Below are 23,309 nucleotides of genomic sequence, written 5' to 3'. Positions count from 1 at the left end.
TAATGTGCTTAAAATTTTATGGAGGTTTATTAATAACATTCAGAAACGAAAATCAAGACACTATCAAAACTTTGTCTGAACACTACAGTGAATATCCTATGACCAATTATTGCCCTGGGGCATATAGATATTCAATGCTTCCTTGTCAGCATATCCATTATGAAACAATGCCAAGATATATGGAATATGATAATGATGTTTAACAGTTTCTTTTTAATTAAGTAATAAGAAACTAAAGCATAACTAATATCAGTTATTCATACTCACTCAAAACTTCAGAACTGTCACCTAAATCGCTTATTTGTTCTCCTTCAGGACTTACAATATAGTAGTCATTGTAGGAACCACCTTCCTCATAATATCTATGCTGGTTTACTATTAAATTTCCTGCATAAGGTCCATTTTGGATTACCTTAAAGTAGTTTCCATCACATACAAAATGCTCACTTTTAGTTTCTATGTCTACAACATGCACTGATGCAGAGGTAGCCCACGCTTCAGACATAAAATAGATTTTCTTTTTATCTATTGAAAACTGAGGGTTTGAAATTCCTGCAACTATGTCCTGTGTCTCTTCGGCATCATGGGATGAAACTAACAATTCTTCTGTACCGTCAGAATAGGTTAACCAAAGTTCATTGCTAGGTACTTCTCCAACACCGGTTGATATTGGAGCATTATCTGTATCCTTCAATACAATTTCAGAAGGTTCTCTGCTTACGCTAGCTTCTCCTATAATTTGGCTTACAGCATAATCACTAAGTACTCCAGTTCCACCTAATACATTTACATTTCTTACATTACTATAACTGATAAGGTTATTTACACTGCTCAGATTACTATTGCCAACTAATATTATTGGGTTCCCATTCCGCCCTGCTAATGCTGAACCAGAGAGAGCGTCTGCAAATCCTTTATTACTAGCAATATATACAGTGCTTAAATTTAATTGCCTTCTATAATCATCAATTAACGCTAAGTTTCTATTATATTTACTAGTTTGATTATAGATTTCCGTTGGATTTATCACACTTATTACATTACTATTTAATACATCCTCCCCACCTACAACTACTACGTGTCCATCAGTGTTTTTTATAACATCTGTATAATTTAATACTGTGTCTGGCACATTATTTCTACTAATCAATACTATAGGATACTGTAATTCAGCTGCAATTGGAGCTACTGATAAAGCATCCTCATAATGTTCGCCTGAAACGACAAAGACCCCATTAGGGAGCTCTACCTCCTTAGCTACCTTAAGAGAAGTTTCATATCTATCTTGTCCCCATATTCTCTTTACACTAATACCCATATTTTCAAGGTTATTTTCTACATTACTGCTTACAACTGCTGTACCACCTATTATAAATACATTTTTAACGCCTAAATTTTCTAACTCTTGCCTAGTAGAATCTGTTAAACTACTTGAATCAGTTAGAAGGATAGGTGCGTCATACTTTTTAGCTAAAGGTGAAGAAGTTATTGCATCCGGAAAATTTTCACTATTAACTAAAACTGCATAATCCGACTGTGACCACCCTTGAGAAACTATTGCATCACTTGTTCCATATCTATTCTGCCCTGCTAACCTAAGAATATTGACGTTATCCTTTGCAAATACATTAGTTGAAACCAATAGGCTTGTTCCTAAAACACATGACACGACTAGTAACTTAACCCTTTTCAATTTCTTGTCCCCCCTTAATTTGTGCTTATATCATCTACCTTAATTATATGCATTTTTTGCATAATAATTGTTGAAATATTACCGATAAAATATTTTGTCCGATGACTACCCGCTCTAATATTTCCTTTCCGGTACCATTATCCTTTTTAATAGTACTTCCATTAATGCTTGCATAATTTTTTTTGTCTGGTCTTTTTATTGTTAGTATATAATTTTAAAAATTTCCTTTACTAAGAATTCTAAAGGTTAGTAAATCCTCACGGGGGATTTCATCACCATCAATTTCATAGTAAAACCTGTGGCAAACTCGGCTATATGCCTTCCAATGCAATTTTCCTTTTTATTAAAGGGCTCATGTTTAAAGCTGAAATATTTATCATTTGCCTTAAGAAGTGTCATATCGGGCATACTATCCATACCAATTCCATAGTAGTTATCTGAACATAATGTACTGGCTACTGGGGGTTTAATATCAAAATTCGAATCATTTTTCTCTAAAAAACATATACCTTTTCCTGTATATCACCAGTTACCTTTATATTAACAAACTTAACTTCAAAAGATTTAGTAAACAAAAAATAGTCGGTAGTATCGTCTATATTTTCGTAGCTGACACCTGGCCCGACTCTTAAAACTCTAAATAACTCTACAATATTTTTATTTTTAAAGTCTTCAACTGTAAACTCAGTCATATCAAGAAACTGTTGGCTGACTTCAACAATAACATCATCATTTGCAACAATAAAAGGAAGTTCCTTAATGCCCCTTAAAGCAGTTATATTACTCATAGAAATGCCCCCAAATCCCCAAGAAATTAATGGAATAAAATCATATATTATTATAGTATTTTATTCCATTAATTTCTATATGTTGTTACATTTTTACATATACTATCAATTCAACATTGTACAACTTATTTCTACCTAGAACAAAAAGAACCATAAGCAGCCAATTAAAAGTCAGCTTACAGTTCTTCTATAATAAATCATGCAATGCCCTAATTTAAAACCTTATAAATACTTTTCTATATCATCTAACTCCTTAAAATATTTAACGACTTCCTAATTTAAATTTAGCTAATACACCAGCATGATCCGATGGCCATAGTCTTGTTCGGGTTCGGTCTGACTGAGTTTCTCCTACTAATTTCTCCTTAATTACCTCCCAGTTGCTATTATTTTTCATCAAAATCAAATCAATTCTTTCACTTAAGGTTGATACAGCATTCAACAAATCACCATCATGACAGCAAGTGAAACCATCTCCATAATCTCCAGTAAGCCATGTATCTGTAAAACCTGCATTAATTAGATTTCTATAAGTTGCTGTTCCTGTATTATCAGCCTTTGAATTGAAATCCCCTGTAAAAATAAGTGGAAGATCTGTTTGTCCTGGCCCCGCTAGCAATTCATTTCCTTGCGCTTCCTGTATGAAGGGAGAGATGATGGAAGAAAGTGGTTCAAGATGAGTTGTAACCATTCTGAACATATGTCCTTTAAGGATAGCGTCCATAGCAGACCACCCTCTTGTAATTGTGACTGATAGGTTACCAACTTCAATTGGTGGTAATTTAGCCTGAAAATTCACCCCTTGTTTCCAGACAACCTTTACATCAGAGTCCTTTCGAACCAAAATAACATCACGATCCGTAAAAGCAACCTTATTCCCTGTGCTAGTCGGTAACTCTATGGATGTGTTCTTGTTTTTTACTATTAACTCATATTTTATGTCCCTATCTTCTAATTCATCAAGAAGAATATTTATATAATCATATACAACCCTGTATGAATCTGGTGAAATAAGTTCTACTAATACTGCCTCCTGTAGCCCTATAATGTCTGGTTTTTCTAATTCTATTTGTTTGGCAATGGCCTTTGCTCGTTTCGGAAAATTCGTAGCAAGGAATTGACGAAAAACCTCTGTAACAATTTGGGGAATTGGTTTAGAGCTTGAAGTAAAAATAGGACTTAAATCTGCCCCTTGATAAATATTCCATGTCATAACTGAAAGCATGACATCTTTTTTTGAATTCATTTTATTCACTTCTTTCCTTTATATCTAGTAATTTAGAATATGCTTTTATAATTTATTCGGTGAATTTTGAGGAATAAATTCAAGAAGTATCCCCAGTTTAATAAATAAAAGTTCTTGTTCTTGAATATTTTGTATTTTATATATAAAAGTATTAAATAGTTGGCATAATAATAAATGTTATATAAAATAGATATTTAATCCTGATCTTATAAACCAAATGCTACTGTATTTACTATCTGTATCATTTGTGCTATCATAACAATAAAATTTCTATTTTGTGGAGGAAATAATTAATGGAATTAGAACCAGAACCTGCGAATGTAACTTCGCAAATAATTTTAATAGCTATTTTAACAGCATTTAATGCATTTTTTGCTTCAGCAGAGATGGCTATAGTATCTTTAAATAAGAATAAGATAAAAATCCTTGCAGAGGAAGGAAACAAAAAGGCAAAACTATTATTAAAGCTCATGGAAGAGCCAACTAAATTCCTGTCTACTATTCAGGTAGGAATAACATTTGCCGGATTCTTTTCAAGTGCTTCTGCTGCTACCGGGTTATCAGGCAATTTATCACGATATCTAAGTACGTTTAATATCCCATATAGTGAACAAATAGCCTTAATAGTGGTAACAATTGCACTTTCTTATATAACATTAGTATTTGGTGAATTATTCCCCAAAAGAGTGGCATTACAAAAATCAGAGACTATTGCAATGTTTTCTGTAATACCTATATTATATATCTCTAAGATAACTGTACCATTTGTAAAACTGCTTTCAGCATCAACTAGTGTTTTGATTAGATTAGTCGGTCTTGAAATAAATGGTTTAGATGAAAAGGTATCAAAAGAAGAAATTAAGTCTATGGTAGAAGTTGGACAAGAGCATGGAGTTATAAATGAAACTGAAAAAGAAATGATAAATAGTATATTTGAGTTTGATGATAAGTTAGCGGATGAAGTTATGACACCAAGAACTGAAGTATATTTAATTAATATAAGTATTCCCTTAAGTGAGTATTTAGATAACCTAATATTAGAAAGATACTCAAGAGTACCTGTATATGAAGGAGATATTGACAATATAATTGGTATTCTTTATATGAAAGATTTCTTTATTGAAGCAAGAAAACACGGCTTTGAAAATGTAGATATTAGAAGCATATTACACCAACCATACTTTGTCCCAGAAACCAAAAATATCGATGAGCTATTTAAAGAATTGCAGTCATCTAAAAAACATATGGCGGTATTGATAGATGAATATGGAGGATTCTCAGGAATAGTATCTATAGAAGACCTTATTGAAGAAGTTATGGGTAATATAGAGGATGAATATGACGAAGATGAATTAGATATTAGGAAAGTTGACAACAATACATTTATAGTAGATGGTATGCTTTCAATAGATGATTTTAATAATTATTTCAATGTAGATATTCAAAGTGAAAATTATGATACTATAAGTGGATTTATTATCGATATTCTTGGACGTATTCCTAAAAATACTGAGGAAAAAAATGTTGAATATGAGAATTTAATATTTAAGATAGAAGAAATAAAAGAAAAAAGAATTCAAAAAATAAAGGTTTATGTTCAAGTAGAAGCCTAGTAATTATACTAGGAAGAACTAATTATACTGGGAGGCAAGTATTGTGAAATACGAGATAATAATATTTGATGCAGATGAGACTTTGTTTGATTTTATAAAATCTGAAAGAGATGCCTTTAAAAATACTATGCTTGAATTTGACATAGAATACAATGAGGATCATCATTTGAAGATATACCACGGAATAAATGCAGATATATGGAAAGAGTTTGAGAAGGGTCTTATTACACAGGAAAGATTAAAAATAGAAAGATTTAAAAGACTATCACATAAGTTAAATACTAAGTTTGATGAAGTTGCCTTTGCTAAATCATATATGAAGCACTTATCTAATGCATCATTCTTGTATGATGATAGTATAGACCTTGTAGAAAGCCTTCATAAGGATTATAAACTTACTATAGTTACTAATGGTCTTACAGATGTTCAGAATACTAGAATAAGAAAATCTATTATAGCAAAATACTTTGAAGATATAGTAATATCTGAAGAAGTTAAAGTATCAAAGCCAAATCCTGAAATATTTGAACTAGCTTTAAAAAATCTAAATCACACTGATAAAAGTAAAGTGCTCATAGTAGGGGATAGCCTAACCTCTGATATACAAGGTGGAATAAATTTTGGAATAGATACCTGCTGGTTTAATCCCAATAAAAAGATAAATGAAACATCAATAAAACCTACTTATGAGATTTCCAATATAATGGAGCTTAAGGATATACTGAAGAACTAAACATAGATTAACAAAAATAAAGCGTACGCTATTAGATTTAAGTAAGAGCCAAATAGAACTTAACCTGCAGCTAATTCTATAGCTGCAGTGCTCATTTCTTTTACCACTCATATAGAACTAAAATTACTTTCATAGTAAAACTATCCTACTAATATAATAATTACTTCTAGCTAATATCAAGCCTTAGGTGCTACAATAGTACATGAAATCAACTACCAAAGGATATGAGTATATATGAAAAAAAGTAGAAGGTTTAATATCTCACAGTTAGGTATCCTATCTACTGTTGCAGCATCCTTGTTATTTTCAAATAAAGCATATGCAGCTTCCCCTACGGTTTATAAACTTGACGGCTTAAACAGATATGAAACAAATTTATCAATAGTGAATGATGGTTGAACTGAGGCTTCAACTATAATACTAGCTAGTGGTGAAGCTTTCCCAGATGCACTATGTGCAGCTCCTCTAGCTAAAGCAAATAATGCCCCTATACTTCTTACTGAAAAAGATGGTTTAAACAACGGAACCATAGATAAGATAAGCAAACTTAAGGTGAAAAATGCTTATATAGTAGGAGGTACAGGGGTTATTTCTGCTGCAGTGGAAACTCAACTAGATGATCTAGGAGTTGCATGGACAAGACTTGCAGGCAGCAATAGGTATGAGACCTCTGTAAAGGTAGCAGAAACCCTTGGTACGGATAATGGAATAGTAGTTGCTTCTGGTGAAAACTTTCCTGATGCACTTTCAGGCAGTGTACTTGCCGCAAACTTGAATTCTCCTATAATTCTTACAGATAGTACATTACCTAATGATACCTCCGATTATCTAAAGGAACAGAACAGTGAAAGAATATCTCTTCTTGGTGGTACTGGCGCTATAAGTAAAGATGTAGAGAGCTCCTTGCAAAGTGCTGTAAACTATTCAGCTATAGACCGTGTTGATGATATATCAGATTATGTATTTGTATCTCATAATTACAACTTCCCTACTAGAGTTCTTGCAGCTTATGAAGATGGAACCACAAGACTCGTCCCTGTAACATGGAATTCTTATAATATAGATACTTCTAAGATAGGAACTTATAGTTTTGAAGGAACCTTGGCAGGTTATAAGAACAAAGTAAAACTAACTGTAAAGGTGACTTTAGAAAATGGGAACCTTCGTGGAAATCCTGCACTGAATTCATTTTTAGTCAGCTATAAAGATAATATTTACTATACAAGGATTGACGGTAATACTGTATTATCTAAAATTGGGTCAGAAAGTGCTGAACCAACAAGAGTTCTTAATGGTTTGATTGGCTATGTTAGTATAGTGAACGATAAGATTTATTTTACAAACGGTGCCAATGATAATAATCTTTTTAAATCTAATTTAGACGGAAGTGAACAAACCAAGCTTACCACTGAAGGAGCTTCTCCATTTCTTGTTGTAGACCATTGGATTTATGCTAGTAATAGAAAGAATGAGTTTTATAAAATGAACACTGACGGAAGTAATAAGGTGCTTTTAGGTACCGAATTCGCTTACAACATGCTTATAGATGGTAACTATCTTTACTATCAAAATGGAAGTGATGGCGACTCTATTTATAAAATGGATATAAACACTAATAGGAAAACTAAAATAATCGATGCTAAAGTCTCATCTATGAATATAATAGATGGCTGGATTTACTATTCAAACTTTAATGATGGAAAAAAGCTATACAAAATTAAAACAGATGGGACTGAAAATATAAAGCTTTCAGAAGATTCAATAAGCTATTTAACTGTTTATAACGGTTGGATATATTATAGCAATGATTCTGACAGTCAAAAACTCTATAGAATTCGCACTGATGGCACTGACAGAGTAAAATTTGTAGATGAAAGCTGCGGTGTGATAACTGCTCTTGGTGACTATATTATATATTCAACCACTATATCACCTTTTATCGGAAAAATAGCACAGATTGATGGAAGAACAGCTGGACGTTTTGCAATACCGGATGTATTTGACCAGCAGCCAAATGATTCCATAGAATCTGCAATAACTTTCCCAGCTGGTGGAGGTTGGAGTTCTCCTAATGATAACGCTCCTGCAGTTTATGGATCACTCCAAAGCAATGATTCTGATTTTTATAGAATAACCCCTAATAATGAATTAAATTTTAATTTGCTATTTAACTCCTCCGATATACTGAGTAATGCAGTAATTTCAATAATGGACAAGAGTGGGAGAGTTATTTATAGTACACAAACTGAATCAGATGGGTATGCTGAACTTTCGGTAAAACTAGCTGCTGGTACTTACTATATAAAAGTTTCAGCTTTAGATGGAAGTACTATTGAATCCGGCAATTACAAAATAGATGGATGGTTTACATCAAATTAGACTTATTAATTTTAATAAGGGGATTAAATACCTTATCACTCTCCTCATAGAGGGTTTATCTGCAAGTGATATTTAATCCCCATCCTATACTTCAAAGAGAATATAATCTTTTTGTCTAAAATCATAATAATTATTTATCACTGTATTTTAAATTTGTTTATTAAGTTATCCAATTGCACAACTAATAATTTTAGGTTGTCCGAATTTTTTGATATATCTTCAACAGTTTTTAGTTGTGCTTCTACCGTTGCAGATACTTCCTCTGTTGCAGCAACAGATTCTTCAGTAATTACTGATATTTCTTGAATAAGCCCTACGACACTATTTTTATTTTCATTAATTTTTTTAATACTATTTATAAGATTGTCAATTTGAATAAAGGTGTTTTTTAATGAATTACCAATCACGTCAAAAGATTCACTAGTATCTACTAATGCTTTATTTGTTTCATCAAAAATTATGTTGGCCTTGTCCATTTTGTTTTTAGTATTCTTAATATCGACTTCAATTTCATTAATAATTTTTAAAACTTCTTCTGTAGACAGTTCCGTTTGTTCTGCTAGCTTTCGTATTTCCTCTGCTACTACTGAGAATCCCCTACCATGCTCTCCAGCTCTTGCTGCCTCGATGGCTGCATTTAATGCTAGTAGATTCGTTTGTTCTGAAATATATTTAATTGTATTTATAATATTAGTTATATAACTAGATTTATTAGTAAGCTTTTGTATATTTTCTGTAACTTCTTTTATAATGTCATTATTCAGTTTAGAATGATCATGCAATTTTTCTATTGATTTCTTATTACTCTTACTAGTTTCATTATTTTCATTTACATAATTTTTAACTAAAGTAGAGCTATTAGATACATTTTCTATCTCGTTTGCAAGAATCATTAGTTTCTCTAATCCACTTTGTGTCACATCTGCTTGTTTGGATGCTCCACCTGATAATTCCTCCATTGTACTTGAAATTTCATTTATGGATTCAGAAGTTTCTGTGGTAATTACAGATAGATTATTTGCATATTGGGAAGTATTTGATGAATCACTTTTTAAATCTTCAATCATACCCCGAAGTATATTTCTCATATTATGTACAGCATTTGCCATATGACCTACTTCATCTTTATATTCTAATAAATGATGAAAACTTCTATCTGGGACTAAATCTAGGTTCGTAGTTTTATCTATAATTTCCGATACTTCTATAATATGCTTTGCCATCAACTTACCAATATACAAAGCAATTACAATACAAATAATCATGGACAATATAACCATGCCATTAGATAATACTGATAATCGATTTTGTTCTTTTAACACTTCCTTTTCAGGAACATTAATTGCGAGTACATCCCCATTGGATAAGTGAGCATAGGCCAATATTTTATTCTCTCCATTGTATTTGTATGTAACTACATTTGAGCCATTTTTACTCATATTATCGGTTATAAATTTTAAAGAACCATTATCTATTTTAGATAAATTATCCCCTTGTTTTAAGGTTGGATTAACTAATACATTATATTTTTCATCAAGCAAACTTGCATAGCCTGTGTCATAAACCTTTGTTTCACTTATCGTCTTTTTGAAATAAGAAAAATCAATATCCATACCAACAACACCTACTAGAGTGTTGTCCTTATACATTGGTACCACATAGGAAATCATGGTGATTTTAAGCTCAGGATACTCATATGGATCAAGCCATACACCCTTATGGGCCTGAATAGGTTTATAATACCAATTCATATCCTTGTTAGAGGGAGTAAATTCATCTAAAGTTCCTAGAGGTTGAACCTCAAAATTTCCATTTGTTTTTGTTTTGGAATACCAAGCACCATATACTCCACCAGTTAACTCAGGAGCAAAATAGAAATAGGAACCCATTGCGCCTTGTGTAGTTTCACCAAATCTTTTTACAATAGCTTGTAAACTATCTGAATAGTTAACTGTATAATTAGGGTCTGTTTTCATTTTTTCTAGATCTAAGCCACTATACAAAGATGTAGCCAAATTTTCTACAGAACTTTGAACATTTATAATAGTTTTATCAAATTCATTTGTTTTACTTTGAGCTGTTAAAAGAAGCTTATCTTTAGCCTCTTTTTCCATGATATTGTTACCGACAACAGAGTTCACAATACCTACTGGAAGAGATACTAGAATACAACTAATAATAATAACTGCAACTATTTTTGAACTAATACTTTTCATATTTTTTGTTATTTTTTTAATCATTTTATCCCCCTGTTTGTGTAAATTTTAATACTGGATAATTGAAGAATTTACATTTAATCATTGAAGAATTTTTTGATTTAAATTCATGTGTTTTAGTTGCAAAAAACAATAAAAACCAACATAAAATTAAAAATCTCCATTAAGATTAATAATTTTATATTGGTCGGTTGCACTGCTAACTCCAAATTCCTAAAGTGCCCAAATACAAAGAATTTATCATAGTTTCCAAATACCTAATTTTTCTTTATTTATTCTATTTTTCTACATTTTTTAATAATTATACCATTAAAACAATATTTATTCAAATTGTTATTTTAAATTTAAAACCTATACTATATGGGATAATTTAATACCCTATCATCTCCCCTGTGTTTCTAATCTAAATAATAGGGCAATCTAATAAATCAAGGAATTTTAACCTTATTACAAATATTAAAACATTCGATATAAGGTTAAAACTTTCTATTAAAGATATATAATTTAGAATATTATTTTTCTACTTGCTTGAGTTCCCTATTGTCACCACCATATTTACTTCTCCTCCGCTTTTCTCAGCTTCAGTAAACATAGTCTTAATACAATTAAATACATCTTCTTTATTGCCATTTAATATTGTATTCATCGAGTTCACCTGGTAATCAAGATTACTTTGTTTTATCGAATTTATTGAATCATTTATTACTTTTGTAGCATCGGTAGTCTTTAGGGGGTATACTGCAACTTCTGCTGTTATCATAATTAACTCTCTCCTCTAAATTTAATTTCATTAACTAGTATCATAACTTTTGTATAAATTATACTACCCACTATATACCTTCTGTTATCTACAATACTTAATAAAAATGCTATGACCTAAAGGTCTGCAAAATACTTTTTTGACCTCCATCATATACTTCAAAGGTTTCTAAAAAATGTCTAGCCGCAGAGGATAAATATCTATTTTTCATCCATATTATAACTGTCTGTGTTTCTACAGAAGTTAAGTTAACCTCCCTATACTTTAACTTTGAATTTGGAATAAGCCCAATGGCAGCCTTAGGTACAATAGCCACTCCAATTCCAGTACTTGCCCACAATAGTATTGATCTAACGTCATCGCCTCTACAAATGATTTTAGGTTTAATCCCTTCATTTTCAAATGCATTAACTATAACATTTTCAAATCTCCTGTCAATTACCAATGCTTCATTAATAAGCTCTGTAATTTCTATACTTCTTTCTTCTTCGGAACAATATAAATTACTGCTAGCCGCTACCATTGGCTCCTTGGGTAAATATATTGCTTCATAAATCTCCGAATTAAAGGGTGTTCGTATAATTCCAATTTCTATTACTCCGCTATTTAATAATTCCATTATTCTATAAGTATCTCCATCACATATTTGAAAATCAATACCTGGATATTTCTCGTAAAAACTGTGGATTCTTTCCGGTAAAAGTGTTGCTCCCGAAGATGGTACTGTACCGATTAATAAAGTTCCTTGAAGCCCTTCATTAATATCCTTTAATTCCTTCACTGTAGTTTCCATTAATCTCAGCATCTGCTCAGCACGATATCGTAGTTTCTCACCTATATCTGTTAACTGAATTTTACGGGTATTCCTATCTATTAATTTAACACCTAATTCATCTTCTAGAAGCTTCAATTGGTGGCTAAGTGGAGGTTGAGCTATATGTAGTTTTACAGCAGCTCTGGTTATATTCTCTTCTTCAGCAATGGCAAGAAAGTATCTCAGTTGTCTTATATCCATACAAACAATCACTCCCCGCGTTTCATTCATCCAATGACTACCCGCTCTAATGATCCCTCTTATAAAACCTATTTTTGTTACTATGGCTCTTGCTGTAGCAGCTAAATTACTTTATAGCATAACAATTATATAATGACATATGTGTCTTTTATTTTATGGATGATGCTAAGTAGCTTGTCTAAATAAAGGGAGTGGGAATTAATCCCTACTCCTCATAGATCTTTTCTAAAAATAATTTTACAATCTCAGGATCGAAATGAATACCTGAAAGAGATTTTATATAATCTATAATTTGTTCTTTTGTCCATGCCTTTCTGTAGGGTCTGTCGGAGCTCAAAGCATCCCATACATCCACAATAGCAAAAATCCGGGCAGCTATTGGTATATCTTTTCCGCTAAGCCTACAGGGATAACCTGAACCATCCCATTTTTCATGATGATAGTATGGAATATCAATAGCTGGTATAAGATAAGGGCTAGTAGATAAAAGCTCATAGGCATACTCAGGATGTTTATGCATTACTTTCCATTCCTCATCAGTTAGCTTGCCATGCTTAAATAGTATACTGTCTGGGATCCCTATTTTGCCTATGTCATGAAGCAGAGCTCCACGCCTTATATGAACCAGTTTGTCCTCTTCTATTCCATAAGCCTTGGCTAATTCTATAGTAGCTTTTACCACTCTATCAGAATGTCCTTTTGTTTCAGCATCTCTAAGCTCCAAGGCCTTGCTCCATCCTTCTATAGTTTTATCATAGCTAATCTCTAATTTATGATATGGGATAACAACCCCCTTTGAAAATACACACCAATAAACGGAGTAATAGGCTGCCATAGTAAGAAGATACCCTGCCATGTTTGGAAATTGATAGGATCCCTTATAAAGAGTAAAGGTAAGCTCAGCTAAGATAGTAAAAATTATGCTCAAGATAACTGGCCTATAGCATGGCCCATCAATACAATTTTTATTTCTATGAAGCGTTATCATGGATAAAATCAATACAAAACATATTACATATTTACTAATTATATTAAATGGGGTCAATCCTCTTCCTGCAATAAAGCTTGTTGGAAATACCTCTGTTAACATTATAGAAATTATTATTATCGCAGTAGTAGTTAACATCACTAAGAATGCTGGAATCTTTTTTATAGGTGTTGTTATAAAGGTTGCTGCAATTAGTAACGCAAGTGCTTGAAAATACTTACTAGCTATCCAGAACTGCGTCGCTATATTAGGAGAATCTATTTTAAAAATATTTATACCATAGTAAGTCGTTAGGTGAAAAAAAGTTAATACCCCCATAAAAAAATATATATAACCTAAAAATAGTGTAAAGCTATTTCTAGAGTATCTAAAGGTTCTTACTGAAGTAGCAAATATAACTATGGAAATAACAATACAAAATATTTCAACTCCCGTATGAAAGAAAAGGTAATTATTTAATCCAACTATAACTAAAAGAGCTGGCATAAAAATGGCTATGCAAATAGATTCAAAGTTCTCTATTAAAAGGTTCATATTTCATTCCTCCAAAACCATATAATCTTTTGCAAATTACATTCTTTAGTTACCATAATATGAATTATTAGCAAAAACGTTAAGAAATCTGCAGTCTTATACAGTCTGAAATTTTCATATATAATGTCACAAACTTAGACAACTTACAATAATATATTTTAATTCACTTGAACAATAAATTCTACTTACCAATTTTATTTTATTTCATTGTATTATATACTATTTTTATGGAAAATTTCTTCTTAATTCTCTATAAAAGCTTATTTATTAGCTAAGAAAAAAAAAGTATATTAATGATAAAAAACTTTATAACATAACGGAGGTCTGGATTTATGGAAGAAGATAAATTAAAGATGCAATGGAAATGCTTAGTATATGATATAGAATTTAAGCTTGATCGAAAAGTAAATTATGACGATAAGTACTGCAAAAGCTTAATTTCTCACTGTAGCATAAATAAATTACTAAAGGATTGCAACGAAGAATTATTAAAACATGATTCCGATTATTGGGTAGATTTAATATATGAAGAGCGTAAATTTATATTTTGGTTTTTAGAAGCATATAAAATACTAAAAGATTTTTATAGTATACCTGAAGATATTATTGACAATTTAAGGATTAATTACTTTAGTGAAATCTATAAACAAAGCTTGTCTACAATACCTTTAAAAGATCTTGTAGATGAAGTACTAATAAAATATTTCGGAATTACGAATATATGTATATATAAAATAGGAATAAAAGACAATGATATCGTGCAGACATTAAGTATTAATTATATAAAAGCAAAAAATCCTGTTGAAGCTCGGCTAACGGCAGAAAAAGAATTTGGGTTTAGTGAGAAAGTAAATAATCAATGGATGTTTTCCGGAAATCCTATGTATGTTTTTGTAGAACAAATACTTGGCGTAGATTTAGAGTATGAAAAAATAAATGAAATTTATACAGATGTAGAGACTATCCTTATGAGGAAAAGTCATTTGAAAGAAAGATTAAAAAGTTTGATGCAGGAAATCTCAGCAGTTTAAATATCTCTACTACTTAAAAAGCCGATTAAGGTGATTCAAAACCCCAACCGGCTTATTTTTTATGATCCTTTTATATCACTAAGATCTACCTTTAAACTCAGTGCCACATTTTTTACAGGTAATAGCCAATTTTCCTTTCTTTCTAGGAACTCTAAGCTTTTGAGAACACTTTGGACACTTGAATATTTTATATTGACGAAATTCCAGGACAGATGATTTATATCTATAGAATTTTTGCTTTATACCAAACAGATAATTTTCAAATGCTAGCAGTTCTCTTTGCCTTTTATATCTATTCTTTGAAAAGCTTCTCCAAACACTATAAACAGTTAAAGCATATCCTAATATAGTTGTGTACCTGAAAGCAGAAAGTATAAATCCTGTAATAACTAGATACTTAGAAAACCTATCAAAGCCATATGAACCTCTTAAATAATACGCAATTTTATATAAGTAATTTCTAAAGTTCAATTAAATACTCCTCCAATTCATCATTACTTAAATTAATTTACATACAAATGAATTTTATAAATACAGGTTAACACATAGTTCACTGATCTACAATAAACATTATGTTAACATTTAATAATACACCTTCTTCTTTGCTGTAGTTTCCTATTATGTAAAAAACCTTGGGAGTTGGCAATTTGTTATATGATTATTTTTGCTATAAGTTCCATAGCATTATACTACAAGATTGTTAATAAAATATTAATTGTTGACACATTTTTATCTACCAGTTATAATGGTTTTAATAACCATTTGTATTTTCTTAGACAAATAAATTAAAATTGAGAGGAGCTTTTCTTATGTTTAAATTCTATCAAGAACAACACGAAGCAAATACTATAGTATCTCCATCAAATGGTACTTTCGTAGCACTAAATGAAGTACCAGATCCAGTGTTTAGTGAGGGTTTAGTTGGAAGCGGATTTGCAATTATCCCATCAGACGGTATGATAAAAGCCCCTGTTTCTGGAAAGATTGTAACAACTTCAGAAAGTAAACACCTTGTAGGAATCAAAACAGAAGACAACTATGTTGTTTTGGTTCATGTAGGTATAGGAACTGCTGCGCTAGCAGGGCAAGGTTTCGAATATTTAATAACAGAAAATCAGACTGTTAAAAAAGGAGAAGATTTGCTAAGATTTGATTTAGATTTTATAAAGCAAAAGGCCCATAGCTCCCTAGTTGTAACTACAGTAACTAATATTGCAAAAGATAAGGTTGTACTAGGATGGACTGAAGATCTTACTGAATTGGTTTCTGGTGAAACTCCTGTGGTAAATGTGATAATTAAATAGTATTGGAACGGAAAAATCGGGTTATTGGAAAATACATAAAAGCCCTATACAAAAACAAAAGCCGTGCATAAATAGGAAAACAAACTTCCTTATATGCATGGCTTCTATTCATGAAAATTTATAGATATCCATTCTGTAGCAGCTCCATCTTCTCTTTGTAAAGAATAAGAAATGGTCATGCATAGTCTATAATTCTTAACCACGTTTTTTTATTAGTCCAATTCTATATGACAGTATCCATCTGGATTTTTCTTAAGATATTTTTGATGGTATCCCTCTGCATCGTAAAAACAAGAAATAGGTTCTATTTCCGTTACTATTGCCTTAGAATACTTTTTCTGCTCTTCATCCATGCTTTTTAGTATTACAGGTAAATCATCTTTATCAGTGTAGAATATGCCTGTTCTATATTGGTGCCCTATATCATTACCCTGTCTATTTGCAACAGTAGGGTCTATGATTTGCCAAAACCTATCCAGCAACCTTTCTAAACTTATCAAGTTTTCGTCATATATTACATAACAAGCCTCTGCATGTCTAGTATCGCTCCTGCATACTTCTTCATAAGTGGGATTTTTCTTAGTACCATTAGCATATCCCACCTTTGTTTCTACAACTCCTTTAATTCTTGAGATATATTCCTCTACACCCCAAAAGCATCCACCTGCTAAAATTATTTTCTTCATTATGAACTCCTCCTGTATATGGTAGCTGCAGCTTATTACTATTTGCAGCAGTTTAAAGACTTTCTATACTAAAGATATATTATTCCCCATAGCAACCATACAGATTCTCATTAAAAGATTTCGATTATTTTTATTTGATATATTAAAAATAAATGTTTGCATACCGCAGGCAGAGCATGATTATAAATTATTTATTGTTAACAAACAAAAAATGCCAAATGAATTCCAGTAAGCTTTTTTGTAACATTAGTAATAGGCAAGAATATCATTATAATAAGAATGAGAATTAGACTAACAACAAGAACTTACCTTTTGACGAGCATAGATTTATAGTTTTATTTATAATCTAACGTGAAAAATATGGGGGAATAGACTATGGATTTCATTAAAAATATAAAAGTTGGTACCAGAATGATTTTTTCATTTATACTGATCCTACTACTACTCTTTTCCGTTGGTGCTTTAGGAATTGTATATATGGGTAACTTAGAAAGTAGGGGAAACTATATATATAGCAATAGTTTAGCATCACTTGACTATCTTCATCAATTTTACGAAAACTCTTTAATGATCAAAGAAGATACAACTGAACTATTATATGTTAGAGATAAATCAAAAGAGACTGCTCTAATTAATGATATAAATTCTAAAGTAAAAGAGGATAATAATTTATTGGATGAATATGTTAAACTAGGAATTTCAGACGCTGAAAAATCAGTAGTTGATCAGTATAATAATGATATTTCTATTTATAGAGATATTCGAGATAGTGCAATTAAACTAGCTACTAATAATAAATACGATGAAGCGTTAGCATTGACTGATAGTTTATCACAGGCCAGATCAAAAGTCATAGATGACATTAATAAACTTATCGACATAAATAGAAAGCAGGGTGAGCAAAAAAATATAGAGAATCATAATAGTTATAATAATGCAAGGTTAACTTTCATTATTATAATAGCTATAGCGATAGTGTTATCAATACTTTTAGCTTATACTCTTACAAGATATATAACAAATCGATTAAATAAAGTAAAACTATTTGCCATGTCTCTAGGTACTGGTGACTTGACTTCCAAAGTAGAAATAAATACAAAGGATGAGTTTGGAGACTTAAGCAAATCATTAAATAATTCTTCAAGTAGTATTAAAGAGATGATATACACAGTGCAAATCAATTCAAATGAGCTTAGCGCTTCAAGTGAAGAACTAAGTGCTGCTGTTCAAGAAATATTCTCCAAGATGGAGATGATTAAAGAATCTACTTCTAAGATCACTAAATCTATTGAAGACAACAGCGCTTCTTCACAGGAAATAAGTGCAGCTATTCAAGAAATAAATAATTCTTTAAGCAACCTATTAACTATTTCTATAAATTTTAAAGAAACATCAAAGGAAATTGAAAATAGGGCCATATTAATTAGAGAAAATGCCGAGAAATCTACTAATGATGCTAACATGCTTTATGTGGAAAAACAAAATCAAGTTCTAAAAGCTATAGAGAATGGTAAGGTTGTAGAAGAAGTAATTAAACTATCAGAGGGTATATCTGCAATTGCATCACAAACTAATTTGCTTTCCCTCAATGCTGCAATAGAAGCGGCTAGAGCTGGTGAACATGGTAAGGGATTTGCAGTTGTTGCTACCGAGGTTAGAAAACTAGCAGAGCAATCAGCAAAAATTGTATCAGAAATTCAAAGCATTATAAATCAGGTAAAAGAATCTTTTAATGACTTGTCTGATAATGCTAATCAACTACTAAAGTTTATAGACGAAAAGGTTTCTCCTGATTATAAAATGCTAGTTGATATTAGTGTGCAATATAGTAAAGATTCCTCATCGATTAGAGAGCTTTCTGAAAACCTATCATCTAATATTGAGGAGATTTCTAGCTCTATTGAACAAACAACAACAGCAATAGAAAATGTATCTTCATCAACAGTAGAAACTGCATCTGGCTCTCAAGAGATTCTTGCCAACGTTATTGAGACAACTAAATCAGCAGAAGAAACTGCTAAAGCAATTGAGGGATTGTCATTACAAGCAGTAAATCTTAATAATATTACAGCAAAATTTAAGGTATAGAATACTGAATTTTGATAGAAGATAAAAGTTGCTAGATAATTATAAATGAATATTTTAATAATGTAAAAACTCTTACTTATAAGCTAGTAGGAGTTTTTATATTTTGGTAGTTCAATGCTGTATATTAAATTTATAAATGTATAAACTATACATAATCGGAGGTGTTTGTTATGAAAGTTGCTATTTTAGGTGCTGGCATGTCAGGTTTATCCTGCGCAATAACACTAGAAAAGCACGGAATCATGCCAACAATCTTTGAAAAGAGAAATTGCGTTGGAGATAGATTTGTTAATGCTGAAGCAATGTTTAGCATACTCAATAGACCTATTAAAGATAGTTTGTCTTACATCTCTAGGAACTACGATATACATCTGAAACCTATAGATACTGTTGACAAACTAGTTGTTCATTCAAAAAATCAAATTGGAAGCATTGATGAAAAAATCGGATATACGAATATTAGAGGAAGGCATAAAAATTCATATGAATGCCAATTAGAAAAGCAATTAATTTCAAAAATTAATTTTAATTCAAATTACGAATATGAAGAATTATGTAAGGAGTTTGAGTATGTAGTACTTGCCACAGGAGATGGAGAATATGCTTCACATCTAGGAAATTACAGGTGTGATCTAACATGTACAATAAGAGGTGTAACAGTTGAAGGTAAGTTTGCTACAGATATTCCTCATGTATGGTTTAATTATAATATTATTCCTAAGGGATATGCATGGTCTATACCATTTTCTGAAAAAGAGACTAATCTTGTTATCGCTTACCCTAATTATCCTGATAATATAAAATTAGATATAAATGCTATGTGGGAAAAATTCTATAATTTAGCCTCTAAAGATTTAGAGCAAGACTTTAGAATAACAGATAAGTTTGAGATTACAAAATATATGATGGGAATATGTAATACACCTAAGATTGATAATACTTATTTTGTTGGAAATTGTTTTGGATCAATTTCTCCTGGATTGGGATTTGGACAATTTGCAGCAATACTTACAGGGATATACTCAGCTCAGGATATTTGTGGGATAGGAAAATATGAGGAACTAGTTAAACCTTTATTGAAAAATTATAATAATTCCCTTGTTCTAAGAAAATTCTTAGAAAATTTAAAGGATGATGATTTGGATTTTGCAATTAAAAACTTAGACAATAAACTAGTAGATAAACTCATCGATACAATATGCGGTAATGATAGTAAGATCGATTTACTTAAAGGAATAACTCCATTAATGAAACTTTGGAATGATTATAGGAAGATAAGACATTAATTTTAAATACTACGGAAAAACACCGTAAAATTTCACTGAATAATACGATGTTTTCCCCCTCTTACTTCTTAATAGGAATCCAAATCTCGCACTTATAATCTGCAGCGGACATATCTCCTACAGGATAAACCTCAATATCCGGTGCGCAATCATGCTGGTATCCTGTAGAAGGAAACCATTCTGTATATATCCTTCTCACAAGATCATGTAAAGCTTCTGTTACTGGTCCCACTGATTCAAATGCAGCCCAGGTCGCTGCTGGTATAATTGCAGAAACATATCCTTCTGGGATGGTATCTTTGATTTCCTCAACTGCTATCATATAATTAAATTCATCTTTATATTTGTCAAAATCCTTAGATACACCTAGAATACCAAGTTTGCCTGCTTTTGAACAAATCCATTGGTGTGACCCATCCTCCATGCAGTCATACCAGAATTTAGGTACCTGGTTAAAGTTCTGTTCATCTACCATACTTATCTTTCTTTGCTTACCTACTACTTTAAAGCTTCCCTTATCAAAAATCTTATAATTCATATCTTTATCTCCTTTTATTGAAATTTGAAAGGATAGCTTTGGATATGCCTTAAGTTCTATTCCAGGCTTGCGCGCTGCCGAGGGGCTTATACCATGCATTTTTCTAAAAGCCTTTGTGAATGCTTCTGGCGTTTCATAGCCATACTTATAGGCTACATTAATAATTTTTTCACCGGATATAATGTCCTGTGCCGCCAGTGTAAGCCTTCTTCTCCTTATATATTCAGCTACCGTTACACCAGTTATCATATGATACATACGCTGAAAGTGAAAGGTAGATGATAAGGCAATTTTCGCCACCTTCTCAATATCTAGTTTTTCGGTAATATTAGCCTCCATATATTCTACTGCACTATTCATTGCGTTAAGCCAATCCATAAAACCGCTCCTCTCTACTTCTATATTAAATATTTTCCACTTATTTATCCTGTCTTTAAATGCTGTCTAATGACAGGTTTACAGTCCGTAGTTTTTATATTAGGTTAAGATACATACCTAATTCTAGCATCCTATCATTAAATTTACAAAGAGGAGTTGGAATTCTACATTTTGTATTGTATTTATCTAAGTTTCATGGTAACATTATTAATGTTTGTGAAAAATATAAACTTAAATGTTAAAAGGGAGTAGCTGCCTATATTGGTGATAAAGTCAACATACTGACCTTTGGGTCTGGCTTTATCGTGGCTTATTTTAGTCAAGTGAGACTTTTGACACAATAGTTTTATCATTATATTTAAATTTTCTCTAGTATAATTATTTATGCTAAAGGAGATTTAAATTAAGATAGAATTTCATTGTGTTGAGGGTCTTTTTTTATTTATATATATTTGAATTAATTTTATAAGGAGGTCATTAAATGACAGAATTTATTAAAGCAGCATTACTTGTAGTTGTAGCAGAAATGGGAGATAAAACACAACTACTTGCGATGGCCATGGCCAGTAAGTATAAGGTAAAGGAAGTAATGATAGGAGTTCTTGTAGCAACGATTTTTAATCATGCTCTTGCTGTAGCAGTAGGAAATTATTTGAGTTCACTTATACCAATGAATAAAGTAAAAATTGTAGCAGCAATATCCTTTCTAATTTTTGGACTTTGGACTCTAAGAGGGGATAAAATTGATGAAGATGATGAAAAGAAGAATAAGTTTGGTCCAATTGTTACAGTAGCAATAGCCTTTTTCATAGCAGAGATGGGAGACAAGACTCAACTTATGACAGTAGCAATATCAGCAGACAGCCATCAACCAGTTTTTATATTGATGGGAACAACGGTAGGTATGTTAATTGCTGATGGTATTGGCATAATAGGTGGTGCATGGATGTGTAAGCATATTCCTGAAATATACATAAAATGGGTAGCAGGAATTATATTTATGTTCTTTGGAACACTTACTATTTATAACTCTATTCCTTCATTGTTACTTAGCCCTATGTATATAATTTTATACTTTTTATCCCTTGGCATTCTAATATATATATTTGGTGTAAAATTTGCATATCAGGATCAAGCTTGTAATATAGCCTTATCTAATAAGAATGTTTTAAAGGATAATACCAAATAAATTTATACATAACTGTCTTACACAAATAACGATTGATTTTGCCCAAGGATATGTATCTTGCAGGTGGGCAAAGCGATAAAATCCTTCGTAATATGGCTTCACCTCAGGAATACGTTCAATTCGTTCATTAAGTTTTTCCTCATAGGCAGTCATATCAGATATTTTAATAATACCACACTTTTCATATCCCATATCAAGTGCTGCATTTTTTATTTGTTCTGCTAATAAATTCATTTCTTATGCACCCCTTCCTTAAATTTATACTATCAAAGGACTATACATTTGTAAAATTAATAGATTCGAATTGACAATTAGATTTTACAAATATATCATGTCAAAGGGTGACGTAGACATTGGCTTAATGTATGATGTGGGAAGTAAAAATGATAATTTGACTACTATTCAACTAGCTGATTTTACTTTGGCTTTAGTATGCTCGCCTTTATTAGAGCAAGATAAATTAGACCTTTCAAAACCAAATTAAGAAATAAGTACAAGTCTTATCATTAATGAAGTTGAATCTATTTATCGAAAAATACTTGAAAGTTATTTTCGTGATAACAACATATTATTAAATAACATAATTGAACTTTGGAGCATTGAAGCTATAAAAAAGTGTGTTGCAAGTAATTTAGGAATTTCTTTCTTGCCTCGTTTTACAGTAGAGGAAGAACTTGAAAATGGTAAGTTAAAAGAACTTAGAGCAGGCTGTTCAGATACTACAATCACAGCCATATGTGCTTATCATAAGAACAAATGGATTAATCCTGCAATGTTGTTGTTTATACAATTGGTTAGACAAAATTTTAATATTAGTTAAATTAATTTAATTTTTGGATATAAT

General features: G+C 31.3%; 23 protein-coding genes and 1 riboswitch. Of the genes, 12 read left to right on the top strand and 11 right to left on the bottom strand.

Going from position 1 to position 23,309, the window contains the following annotated elements:
* The first annotated feature begins 2 nt into the window (after positions 1–2).
* Positions 3–203, top strand: a complete 201-nt coding sequence (locus tag CLMAG_RS31640; protein ID WP_153040987.1) for a hypothetical protein — start codon at positions 3–5, stop codon at positions 201–203.
* Positions 204–253: 50 nt separating this feature from the next.
* Here the strand turns inward: CLMAG_RS31640 and CLMAG_RS10435 are convergent, their stop codons facing one another.
* The 3 genes from CLMAG_RS10435 to CLMAG_RS10425 all read right to left on the bottom strand — a co-directional run bounded on the left by CLMAG_RS10435 (position 254) and on the right by CLMAG_RS10425 (position 3,727).
* Complete coding sequence (locus CLMAG_RS10435) at positions 254–1,693, bottom strand: cell wall-binding repeat-containing protein (RefSeq protein ID WP_066621792.1); 1,440 nt, start codon at positions 1,691–1,693, stop codon at positions 254–256.
* Positions 1,694–2,187: 494 nt separating this feature from the next.
* Positions 2,188–2,481: a hypothetical protein gene (locus tag CLMAG_RS10430; RefSeq protein WP_066621790.1), complete on the bottom strand. Its 294-nt coding sequence runs from the start codon at positions 2,479–2,481 to the stop codon at positions 2,188–2,190.
* A 262-nt stretch (positions 2,482–2,743) separates the two neighbouring features.
* The gene (locus CLMAG_RS10425; RefSeq protein ID WP_066621788.1) at positions 2,744–3,727 is read right to left on the bottom strand and encodes an endonuclease/exonuclease/phosphatase family protein; all 984 of its coding nucleotides are present in this window, start codon (positions 3,725–3,727) and stop codon (positions 2,744–2,746) included.
* A gap of 293 nt (positions 3,728–4,020) precedes the next feature.
* Here CLMAG_RS10425 and CLMAG_RS10420 point away from each other — a divergent pair, with 293 nt between their 5' ends.
* From CLMAG_RS10420 to CLMAG_RS10410, 4 genes are all read left to right on the top strand, one after another.
* Positions 4,021–5,340: a hemolysin family protein gene (locus CLMAG_RS10420; protein ID WP_066621786.1), complete on the top strand. Its 1,320-nt coding sequence runs from the start codon at positions 4,021–4,023 to the stop codon at positions 5,338–5,340.
* Positions 5,341–5,383: 43 nt separating this feature from the next.
* Complete coding sequence (locus CLMAG_RS10415) at positions 5,384–6,073, top strand: YjjG family noncanonical pyrimidine nucleotidase (RefSeq protein WP_066621784.1); 690 nt, start codon at positions 5,384–5,386, stop codon at positions 6,071–6,073.
* A 234-nt stretch (positions 6,074–6,307) separates the two neighbouring features.
* Positions 6,308–6,472 (top strand): hypothetical protein, encoded by a 165-nt coding sequence (locus CLMAG_RS32370; protein WP_161486951.1) that lies wholly within the window; start codon positions 6,308–6,310, stop codon positions 6,470–6,472.
* Between the two features lie 15 nt (positions 6,473–6,487).
* Complete coding sequence (locus CLMAG_RS10410; protein WP_341420327.1) at positions 6,488–8,452, top strand: DUF5050 domain-containing protein; 1,965 nt, start codon at positions 6,488–6,490, stop codon at positions 8,450–8,452.
* A gap of 137 nt (positions 8,453–8,589) precedes the next feature.
* On the opposite strand, the gene CLMAG_RS10405 is transcribed toward CLMAG_RS10410, so the two are convergent.
* From CLMAG_RS10405 to CLMAG_RS33205, 4 genes are all read right to left on the bottom strand, one after another.
* Positions 8,590–10,692, bottom strand: a complete 2,103-nt coding sequence (locus CLMAG_RS10405; protein WP_066621781.1) for a methyl-accepting chemotaxis protein — start codon at positions 10,690–10,692, stop codon at positions 8,590–8,592.
* Positions 10,693–10,845: 153 nt separating this feature from the next.
* Positions 10,846–10,928: riboswitch (cyclic di-GMP riboswitch) on the bottom strand.
* 260 nt (positions 10,929–11,188) lie between these two features.
* On the bottom strand, positions 11,189–11,428 hold the full coding sequence (locus CLMAG_RS10400) for a YkoF family thiamine/hydroxymethylpyrimidine-binding protein (RefSeq protein WP_066621779.1): 240 nt from the start codon (positions 11,426–11,428) through the stop codon (positions 11,189–11,191).
* A 109-nt stretch (positions 11,429–11,537) separates the two neighbouring features.
* Positions 11,538–12,443, bottom strand: a complete 906-nt coding sequence (locus CLMAG_RS10395) for a LysR family transcriptional regulator (RefSeq protein ID WP_066621775.1) — start codon at positions 12,441–12,443, stop codon at positions 11,538–11,540.
* Positions 12,444–12,648: 205 nt separating this feature from the next.
* Positions 12,649–13,965: an MASE3 domain-containing protein gene (locus CLMAG_RS33205; protein ID WP_082831877.1), complete on the bottom strand. Its 1,317-nt coding sequence runs from the start codon at positions 13,963–13,965 to the stop codon at positions 12,649–12,651.
* A 332-nt stretch (positions 13,966–14,297) separates the two neighbouring features.
* Here CLMAG_RS33205 and CLMAG_RS10385 point away from each other — a divergent pair, with 332 nt between their 5' ends.
* The gene (locus CLMAG_RS10385) at positions 14,298–14,996 is read left to right on the top strand and encodes a hypothetical protein (RefSeq protein ID WP_066621773.1); all 699 of its coding nucleotides are present in this window, start codon (positions 14,298–14,300) and stop codon (positions 14,994–14,996) included.
* Positions 14,997–15,074: 78 nt separating this feature from the next.
* On the opposite strand, the gene CLMAG_RS10380 is transcribed toward CLMAG_RS10385, so the two are convergent.
* Positions 15,075–15,467, bottom strand: a complete 393-nt coding sequence (locus CLMAG_RS10380; protein WP_066621772.1) for a hypothetical protein — start codon at positions 15,465–15,467, stop codon at positions 15,075–15,077.
* A gap of 338 nt (positions 15,468–15,805) precedes the next feature.
* Here CLMAG_RS10380 and CLMAG_RS10375 point away from each other — a divergent pair, with 338 nt between their 5' ends.
* Complete coding sequence (locus tag CLMAG_RS10375; RefSeq protein ID WP_066621771.1) at positions 15,806–16,300, top strand: PTS sugar transporter subunit IIA; 495 nt, start codon at positions 15,806–15,808, stop codon at positions 16,298–16,300.
* A gap of 212 nt (positions 16,301–16,512) precedes the next feature.
* Here the strand turns inward: CLMAG_RS10375 and msrA are convergent, their stop codons facing one another.
* Positions 16,513–16,986: a peptide-methionine (S)-S-oxide reductase MsrA gene (gene msrA / locus CLMAG_RS10370; RefSeq protein ID WP_066621769.1), complete on the bottom strand. Its 474-nt coding sequence runs from the start codon at positions 16,984–16,986 to the stop codon at positions 16,513–16,515.
* A gap of 375 nt (positions 16,987–17,361) precedes the next feature.
* Here msrA and CLMAG_RS10365 point away from each other — a divergent pair, with 375 nt between their 5' ends.
* Together CLMAG_RS10365 and CLMAG_RS10360 are read left to right on the top strand one after the other, a co-directional pair.
* Positions 17,362–19,074: a methyl-accepting chemotaxis protein gene (locus CLMAG_RS10365; RefSeq protein WP_066621767.1), complete on the top strand. Its 1,713-nt coding sequence runs from the start codon at positions 17,362–17,364 to the stop codon at positions 19,072–19,074.
* Between the two features lie 170 nt (positions 19,075–19,244).
* Entirely contained in the window at positions 19,245–20,360 is a 1,116-nt protein-coding gene (locus CLMAG_RS10360; RefSeq protein WP_066621766.1) for an FAD-dependent oxidoreductase, read from the top strand.
* Between the two features lie 61 nt (positions 20,361–20,421).
* Here the strand turns inward: CLMAG_RS10360 and CLMAG_RS10355 are convergent, their stop codons facing one another.
* Positions 20,422–21,276: an AraC family transcriptional regulator gene (locus tag CLMAG_RS10355; protein WP_066621765.1), complete on the bottom strand. Its 855-nt coding sequence runs from the start codon at positions 21,274–21,276 to the stop codon at positions 20,422–20,424.
* A 481-nt stretch (positions 21,277–21,757) separates the two neighbouring features.
* On the opposite strand from CLMAG_RS10355, the gene CLMAG_RS10350 reads away from it, so the two are divergent.
* Positions 21,758–22,465, top strand: coding sequence for a TMEM165/GDT1 family protein (locus CLMAG_RS10350; protein ID WP_066621764.1), 708 nt, complete (start codon positions 21,758–21,760; stop codon positions 22,463–22,465).
* On the opposite strand, the gene CLMAG_RS10345 is transcribed toward CLMAG_RS10350, so the two are convergent.
* Positions 22,445–22,699, bottom strand: coding sequence for a hypothetical protein (locus tag CLMAG_RS10345; protein WP_066621763.1), 255 nt, complete (start codon positions 22,697–22,699; stop codon positions 22,445–22,447). The two genes, CLMAG_RS10350 and CLMAG_RS10345, sit on opposite strands and share 21 nt — an antisense overlap.
* Before the next feature lie 97 nt (positions 22,700–22,796).
* Between CLMAG_RS10345 and CLMAG_RS33650 the strand changes: the two genes are divergently transcribed.
* Both CLMAG_RS33650 and CLMAG_RS33645 read left to right on the top strand, forming a co-directional pair.
* Positions 22,797–22,949 carry a hypothetical protein gene (locus tag CLMAG_RS33650; RefSeq protein WP_242873000.1) on the top strand — a complete coding sequence of 51 codons (153 nt, stop codon included), beginning with the start codon at positions 22,797–22,799 and terminating at the stop codon, positions 22,947–22,949.
* A 3-nt stretch (positions 22,950–22,952) separates the two neighbouring features.
* On the top strand, positions 22,953–23,285 hold the full coding sequence (locus tag CLMAG_RS33645; RefSeq protein WP_341420326.1) for a LysR substrate-binding domain-containing protein: 333 nt from the start codon (positions 22,953–22,955) through the stop codon (positions 23,283–23,285).
* Positions 23,286–23,309: the final 24 nt, after the last annotated feature.

The sequence above is a fragment of the Clostridium magnum DSM 2767 genome, assembly GCF_001623875.1.
GTDB lineage: Bacteria > Bacillota > Clostridia > Clostridiales > Clostridiaceae > Clostridium_AM > Clostridium_AM magnum.
This window is presented reverse-complemented; position numbering and strand designations above follow the sequence as displayed.

What these genes read in the sequence shown, in the direction of transcription:
- CLMAG_RS10345 (WP_066621763.1), bottom strand. Translation starts at nt 22,699, where the DNA reads ATGAATTTATTAGCAGAACAAATAAAAAATGCAGCACTTGATATGGGA.
- msrA (WP_066621769.1), bottom strand. Translation starts at nt 16,986, where the DNA reads ATGAAGAAAATAATTTTAGCAGGTGGATGCTTTTGGGGTGTAGAGGAA.
- CLMAG_RS10430 (WP_066621790.1), bottom strand. Translation starts at nt 2,481, where the DNA reads ATGAGTAATATAACTGCTTTAAGGGGCATTAAGGAACTTCCTTTTATT.
- CLMAG_RS10400 (WP_066621779.1), bottom strand. Translation starts at nt 11,428, where the DNA reads ATGATAACAGCAGAAGTTGCAGTATACCCCCTAAAGACTACCGATGCT.
- CLMAG_RS10420 (WP_066621786.1), top strand. Translation starts at nt 4,021, where the DNA reads ATGGAATTAGAACCAGAACCTGCGAATGTAACTTCGCAAATAATTTTA.
- CLMAG_RS10375 (WP_066621771.1), top strand. Translation starts at nt 15,806, where the DNA reads ATGTTTAAATTCTATCAAGAACAACACGAAGCAAATACTATAGTATCT.
- CLMAG_RS32370 (WP_161486951.1), top strand. Translation starts at nt 6,308, where the DNA reads ATGAAAAAAAGTAGAAGGTTTAATATCTCACAGTTAGGTATCCTATCT.
- CLMAG_RS10360 (WP_066621766.1), top strand. Translation starts at nt 19,245, where the DNA reads ATGAAAGTTGCTATTTTAGGTGCTGGCATGTCAGGTTTATCCTGCGCA.
- CLMAG_RS10365 (WP_066621767.1), top strand. Translation starts at nt 17,362, where the DNA reads ATGGATTTCATTAAAAATATAAAAGTTGGTACCAGAATGATTTTTTCA.
- CLMAG_RS10425 (WP_066621788.1), bottom strand. Translation starts at nt 3,727, where the DNA reads ATGAATTCAAAAAAAGATGTCATGCTTTCAGTTATGACATGGAATATT.
- CLMAG_RS33650 (WP_242873000.1), top strand. Translation starts at nt 22,797, where the DNA reads ATGTCAAAGGGTGACGTAGACATTGGCTTAATGTATGATGTGGGAAGT.
- CLMAG_RS10355 (WP_066621765.1), bottom strand. Translation starts at nt 21,276, where the DNA reads ATGGATTGGCTTAACGCAATGAATAGTGCAGTAGAATATATGGAGGCT.
- CLMAG_RS31640 (WP_153040987.1), top strand. Translation starts at nt 3, where the DNA reads ATGTGCTTAAAATTTTATGGAGGTTTATTAATAACATTCAGAAACGAA.
- CLMAG_RS33205 (WP_082831877.1), bottom strand. Translation starts at nt 13,965, where the DNA reads ATGAACCTTTTAATAGAGAACTTTGAATCTATTTGCATAGCCATTTTT.
- CLMAG_RS10350 (WP_066621764.1), top strand. Translation starts at nt 21,758, where the DNA reads ATGACAGAATTTATTAAAGCAGCATTACTTGTAGTTGTAGCAGAAATG.
- CLMAG_RS10385 (WP_066621773.1), top strand. Translation starts at nt 14,298, where the DNA reads ATGGAAGAAGATAAATTAAAGATGCAATGGAAATGCTTAGTATATGAT.
- CLMAG_RS10395 (WP_066621775.1), bottom strand. Translation starts at nt 12,443, where the DNA reads ATGGATATAAGACAACTGAGATACTTTCTTGCCATTGCTGAAGAAGAG.
- CLMAG_RS10405 (WP_066621781.1), bottom strand. Translation starts at nt 10,692, where the DNA reads ATGATTAAAAAAATAACAAAAAATATGAAAAGTATTAGTTCAAAAATA.